The following is a 6,864-nucleotide window of genomic DNA, read 5'->3' on the forward strand; positions in this document are numbered from 1 at the left end:
TGGCGCGAAAACGGTACAAATTGAGCACGAAATGGTGGAAGTTCGAGCTCAGATACATACGATGTCTGGCTACTCGGCCCATGCAGACCAAGCCGATCTACTGGCGTTTATTCAAGGTATTGCGCAAAAGCCGAAGGAGATTCATTTGATCCATGGTGAAGAGGAAGCAAAGCTAAGTCTGCTTCGAGCAATGCAGCTTTAGGTTCCTCGTTCTTTGTTGATACTCTCCATTTCTGTCTTTTACTTGCTCAGTTTCTAGTCTCTAGTCCTTTCTCTCTCCGCTCGTCATCCTCGCGAACGCGGGGATCCATCGTACTGCGAGTGTTGTAGCTCGGTATTACCGCTTTGTTACCGGTATTGCTCTATGTATGTTGTTGGTTGTGGCAAGGGGGTTTCCAAACGCGACATCCGGCGCGTGTGGATAAATGGATTCTAGTGTGCACGGGAATGACGATGGGTGGTATGGCGGCGGTGTGCTGAGTTTTTACGGGATAGTGTCGCTGCTGATGTGTCTTGTCTCATCTTATCCTTTGTTATTCAAATTTCTTCTTTACAACTTCGGTTTGTTAGCCTCTTTCTATCTCTCAGTTCGTCATCCTCGCGAACGCGGGGATCCATCGTACAGCGAGTGTTGTAGCTCGGTATTACCGCTTCATTGCCAGTGTTGTTATTGGTTTTGCTCTATGTAGTTGTTGGTTGTGGCAAGTGCGTTTTCAAACGTGGCATTTGGCGTGTGTGGATGAATGGATTCCCGTGTGCACGGGAATGACAGCCGGTGGCGTGGCGGCTGTGTGCTGATTTTTTACGGGATAGTGTCGCTGTTGATGTGTCTTGTCTCATCTTATCCTTTGTTATTCAAATTTCTTCTTTACAACTTCGGTTTGTTAGCCTCTTTCTATCTCTCAGTTCGTCATCCTCGCGAACGCGGGGACCCATCGTACAGCGAGTGTTGTAGCTCGGTATTACCGCTTCATTGCCAGTGTTGTCGGTTTTGCTCTATGTAGCTATTGGTTGTGGCAAGTGCGTTTCCAAATGTGGCATCTGGCGTGTGTGGATGAATGGATTCCCGTGTGCACGGGAATGACAGCAGGGGGTATGGCGGCGGTGTGCTGATTTTTATGGGATAGTGTCGCTGTTGATGTGTCTTGTCTCATCCTTTTTCTGTCTGTTAGCTTCTCTCAGTCTCTCCGCTCGTCATCCTCGCGAACGCGGGGAACCATCGTACAGCGAGTGTTGTTGCTCGGTATTGCCGCTTCATTGCCAGTGTTGTTATTGGTTTTGCTCTATGTAGTTGTTGGTTGTGGCAAGTGCATTTCCAAACGCGACTTCCGGCGCGTGTGGATGAATGGATTCCCGTGAGCACGGGAATGACAGCTGGGGGTATGGCTCGTTATGACGAAATCTCTGTCTCTGCCACATTTTCAGATGTACTGATTCATTTCTATTTCCCAAATTTTAATTCATATATAGAATATTGAACTGTAAAAAATGAGCTTTAAAATTAATTTAATTGCAGTTCTTTCGTCTTTTTCTTCTTGATTTGAGCTAATTAAGAAAGTCTGCTTGTTCAATGTATCTTAAGAAGGATGACATCTTGAAACGAAGCCTTTTGTCGCTTTTGATTGCTTCTATGCTGGTGGCTTGTGGTAGTGAAGAGCGAGTGCTTGCCCCCGTTCTCCCTCCAACAGTTGAACCCGAGCTGCCCGATATTGGGGTTGATGATCCGATCATCGTTAGCGCCTTATCTTTGGATGGGCACTTGATGTTGAGCGGTTCGATTGAGTGTAATGGTGGGCCTGCGAATCAGTTCGATGTTCCCCAAAAAGAGGATGTGGTGTGTATGGTGCAAGGCCGCACACTTGCAACCTTTACTACCCCATACGTTGCGGAACAAACTCGCAGTCGTGCCGTCAATGTGGAAGTTTTGCCGCTCGCTCAAGCCGATGAATATAAAGCCTCTCCAGTACGTCTGAGCAATATTCAAACGCTGATTAAAAACATCGGCAGCACTCAGGGCAATACAATAGAGCTGGATTTGTCTTCGTCACGCGATGCGCTCACGTTCGAACATTATTTTGACCACAATCTAGACATGCCTGTTGATGAGTTTCGAGCGTTGATCACCGAGAAAGTGAGTAATGATAACCAAGTGGATAAGCAGCCTTCGACGCATGTGCCCGATGTTGCACCGGCGGTGACGCCCGGCGCATCGAGTGACTTAACGAGTGGTTTCGTCTCAGCAAGTGCTGAAGAGTCTCTGGTTTATAAACCGAGCGAAGTTATCTTAACTCAAGCACAGTTGCTCAATGAGCAAGGTTTGCCTGTCAATGGTATTGCGTATTTCAGTACCCATGGTCGAGGTGTCACTGGAGTCGATAAGCAAGGAAGTATGATCGGTGATGGCCGCTTTGAATTCTCTTGGGGCGAAAACATCAGTTTTGCTATCGATACGTTTGAACTGGGTGAGATACGTGGTAATAAAACTGCCTTTCACCTGACTGAGCTCGCTCAAGGAAATGAGGGGAAAAACGTTGAAAAGCTGGTGCATCGTTATGCTGACCTTACTACCAGTGACGTAACGCTTCCTCAAAAAGTTACCGAGGTTTTTGCCCTCTATCCGAACGTGGTCAATGAAGCGATCTCTTTGTCGCTCAATAGTGATGATACGTTACTTGACGTGGGGGGAGGCCAAACGCAGCTGGTTCCGGGTGAATTTGAACAGCAATTTGCTCATGGCCTCGCGGCAGATATCGATCAGCAGCTCGCCAAACTATCTGCTCGTTCAACCTTTGAAATGCCAGTGGTTAAAGGCGCACTCGATCCGCAAGCAAGCCGCATTCAGGCGGATATCCAAAAGCTTTGGGGGGCCACTCAGCAAGTGCAGCAAGCTGGATGGAAAAAAGTAGAACGTTTCCATGTGTTCCATGACAGCACCAACTTCTACGGAAGTACGGGTAATGCACGTGGTCAGGCGGCGGTGAATATTGCCAATAGCGCGTTTCCGGTCATGATGGCTCGTAACGACAACAATTACTGGATCGACTTTGGTCAACCGAAAGCTTGGGATGCGCAAGGTCTGGCGTTTATCACCGAAGCCCCTTCTTCGGTAGTGCCAGAAAAAGTGTCGGCGGAAACGGCAACCTTCAATCTGCCTTTCATGAGCATTGGTGAGCTGGGCAAAGGCAAAGTGATGGTGATGGGCAACGCGCGATACAACAGTGTGTTGGTTTGTCCGAATGGCTTTAGTTGGAATGGCGGGGTGAATCCAGGTGGCTCGTGTAAGCAATCCGGCGACACTGACGACATGGCAAACTTCTTTGCCAATACGCTGCGTTATTTAACCGGCAAATCGGCGCAAGAACTGACGGTTGGTACCAATATTCCTTATGTCTACTTTAAGCGTCATGGCCAAGTGATGGGTGAGCTGGCCGATTTTGTTATCGATCGTCGTTTAGCGTCTAAAACGGAGCAACTCTCTGATTTTGTGAATCTGGACCCTGAGGCTATGCCGATTGTGATCATCAATGGGTATGAGTATTTAGGTCATGAGGGCATCGGCGCGTACGATCTGCCGATGAGCGCCAATACCAATAAGCCTAAATTGAGCCAGCAAGACGTCTCGGATCTCATTGAGTACGTAAATCGTGGTGGCAATGTTTTGATGATGGAAACCATCATCAATCGTGCTAACGCGGGGGAGGTCACTCGGCTACTCGATAGTGCGGGTATCGCGTTTGGCATGGGGCAAAGTGTGGTGTCAAATGGCAATGGGCCAAGTGGCGGTTATCCTGATCGCCCGCGTAATCAGCGTCAGCACGGTATTTGGGTGTTGGAGCGCTATGCGGCGGTACAAGGCGCTGATGGTAAACCGATGTTGCCGTACACCATTAAAAACGATGGTTCGGTTGAGTGGCAATATCAAGTAGAAGGCAAGCCAGACGATAAACCCAATCTAGAGATGGCACGTTGGCCTGAGTTGGATGAGCAGGGTGAGCCAGTGCTGGATAAGAATGGCAACCCGATCATTAACGTCGCCTTTATTGATGAAGCACAGCATTGGCGTAAAGATGAAGAGGGCCATGTGGTTGTCGATGAACATCAACAGCCTATATTGGATGAAGACAGCCTTGCTGTGGCGAAACAACGCATTTTGAACGCCTTCTTGGTCAACGGAAAGCCCGCTTATCAAGAGTGTAACGATAGCCAATTTCATTATGAAGTAAACTGTTTGGAATACCGCCCAGGGAACGGCATAGCCACTGGCGGGGGTATGTATGTGCCTTACTACACTGAGCTCAAGCTTGGTGAAGCGGAATCGCAAGCCATGGTGAAAGCCGCTAACTTAGGGACTAATATTGAGGCGCTGTATCAGCATGAGCGCTATTTCCGCACCAAAGGGAAAATGGGTGAGCGCTTAAGCAGTGTTGATCTCAACCGTATCTACCAAAATATGACGGTTTGGCTATGGAACGACCTTGATTATCGCTACGAATCACAGAGTGATGATGAGTTAGGTTTCCAGCGTTTTACTCAATTCTTAAACTGTTACACCAATGATGTGGCAGGCGGTAATACTCATTGCCCAGAAGAGGTGAAATCTGAGTTGAGCCGGTTGAACATGGTCTATGGTGATGAGGCTGGTGGTTATTCTGGTCAAATGAACCCAAGTTATCCGCTTAACTACATGGAAAAGCCGTTAACCCGATTAATGCTTGGTCGTTCTTTTTGGGATTTAGACATCAAGGTGGATGTCCGTGCATTCCCCGGGGAAGCTGGTGAGGGGGCGGGTGGCCGCAATGTTACTTTGGATATGCGTAACTTGACGACTGCATGGTTTGCGGGCAACCGCCAGCCAACAGGCCAGTGGGCGGTCGCGCAGCAGCCGTTTACGGTGTCGGTGGTTGGGGAGGAAGCGCCAGTCACTATCACCATCGCTTTGGCGGATGATTTAACCGGTCGTGAAAAACATGAGCTCGGTTTGCAGCGTCCACCAAGAATGACCAAGTCGTTTGTTATTGGTGGTGGCCATGCCACAAGTCAGCAGTTTACCGTTCCTTATGGTGGTTTGATTTATGCCCAAGGTGGCAATAGCGAGCAAGTGAGCTTAACGTTTAGTGGCACGGTCGATGCGCCTCTGTTTAAACAGGGCAAATGGCAAAATCCACTGAGCTCTCCTGCGCCAATGGGTGAGGTGATTTCAGATACCTTTGTCTTTACAGCCCCGAAAGCAAACTTGAATGCTGCTGGTTACGCTGGCGGTATCGAACAGTTCGCTCAGGATCTCGATCGTTTTTCGGCAGATCTCAATGACTTTTACGCTCGTGATGAAGGGGTTGAAGGGAGCTTAAATCGTCAAGCGACCAGTCAGAGCAATCCTAACAACCGTCATCACTTTGTAAATGATGTCGCGATCAGTATTGGCGCAGCTCACTCCGGTTACCCAGTGATGAATGCGAGCTTTAATGCTAAGAGCCAAAGTCTAAATACAGCGCCACTGAACAGCTGGTTGTTATGGCATGAGGTTGGGCATAACGCTGCAGAGGCTCCGTTTAATGTGGATGGCGCAACCGAAGTGGTGAATAACCTACTGGCGTTGTACATGCAGGATAAGTACTTAGGAAAAATGGCACGCGTTGAGCAAGATATCCGAATCGCGCCAGATTTTGTGCGTATGGAGAGTGGTCATGCATGGGGCGCAGGCGGTGCGGGTGAGCGCTTAGTGATGTTTGCACAACTTAAAGAGTGGGCCGAGAGTGAATTTGATATTCAGCAGTGGTATGGCGATGAGTTGCCAAGGTACTACAGCTCGGAAGAAGGGATCACAGGGTGGAACCTCTTTAAGTTAATGCATCGATTAACGCGTAATGAGACTGAGGGTTTGTCTGAGCTAAAAGGTGAGAACATGTGTCAAACCTCGGGGTTTGGAAAGAGTGACATGTTGATGCTTTGCGCCTCTTATGCTGCTCAAACGGATCTGAGTGCTTTCTTCCAAGCGTGGAATCCGGGGTCTAAAGCGTTTCTCTACCCAGGTGACCCAACACCGAGGTATGAAGGTGGGATTACGCAAAGTGGGCTAGATAAGGTGAAAGCGCTCAAGTTGCCTGAGCCACAAAGTGATCCATTAGCGATAAATAAGTTATCAAGATAATAGACAAGGCCCTAACTCTCTAGGGCCTTTGTTTTCGTGCTAAGTTGCAGTTGCCTTTCTAGTTTTCTAGTTTTCTAGTTTTCTACACTTCTGACTTATATTTGAGCTAGGTCGATTCCTTTCTTTTTCATTTTTTATCTCGTCATCCTTTCGAAGGCGGGGATCCATCGTACAGCGAGTGTTGTAGCTCGGTATTACCGCTTCATTGCCAGTGTTGTTGTCAGTTTCGCTCTATGTTGTTGTCTGTGGTGAGTGCATTTCCAAATGCGACATCCGGCGTGCGTGGATGAATGGATTCCCGTGTGCACGGGAATGACAACTGGGGGGGGCGTGGCGGGTGCTGAGATTTTATGTGAGACGGTGCTGTTGGTGTTTTCTCTCATCCTTTGTTTTCTAACTTTTTCCTTCTTACTTCGGACTGTCGGCTTTTTCTTTCTATCCTTTTTCTCGTCATCCTCGCGAAGGCGGGGATCCATCGTACAGCGAGTCTTGTAGCTCGGTATTACCGCTTCATTGCCAGTGTTGTTGTCAGTTTTGATCTATGTTGTTGTCTGGGGTGAGTGTATTTCCAAACGCGACATCCGGCGTGCGTGGATGAATGGATTCCCGTGTGCACGGGAATGACGGTAGGGGGGCGTGGCGGGGATGTGCTGAGTTTTATGTGAGACGGTGCTGTTGGTGTTTCTCTCATCCTTGTTTTCTAACTTTTCCTTCTT

2 protein-coding genes are annotated in these 6,864 nt (G+C 48.5%); both read left to right on the forward strand.

Features of this window, described 5'->3' with window-relative positions:
* Positions 1-202: MBL fold metallo-hydrolase RNA specificity domain-containing protein (locus CIK04_RS10580; protein ID WP_325205707.1), on the forward strand; the 202-nt coding region annotated here is incomplete at its 5' end.
* 1,392 nt (positions 203-1,594) lie between these two features.
* Complete coding sequence (locus tag CIK04_RS10600) at positions 1,595-6,148, forward strand: SslE/AcfD family lipoprotein zinc metalloprotease (protein ID WP_097353688.1); 4,554 nt, start codon at positions 1,595-1,597, stop codon at positions 6,146-6,148.
* Positions 6,149-6,864 lie beyond the last annotated feature (716 nt).

It is taken from the genome of Vibrio sp. 03_296, from assembly GCF_002265885.1.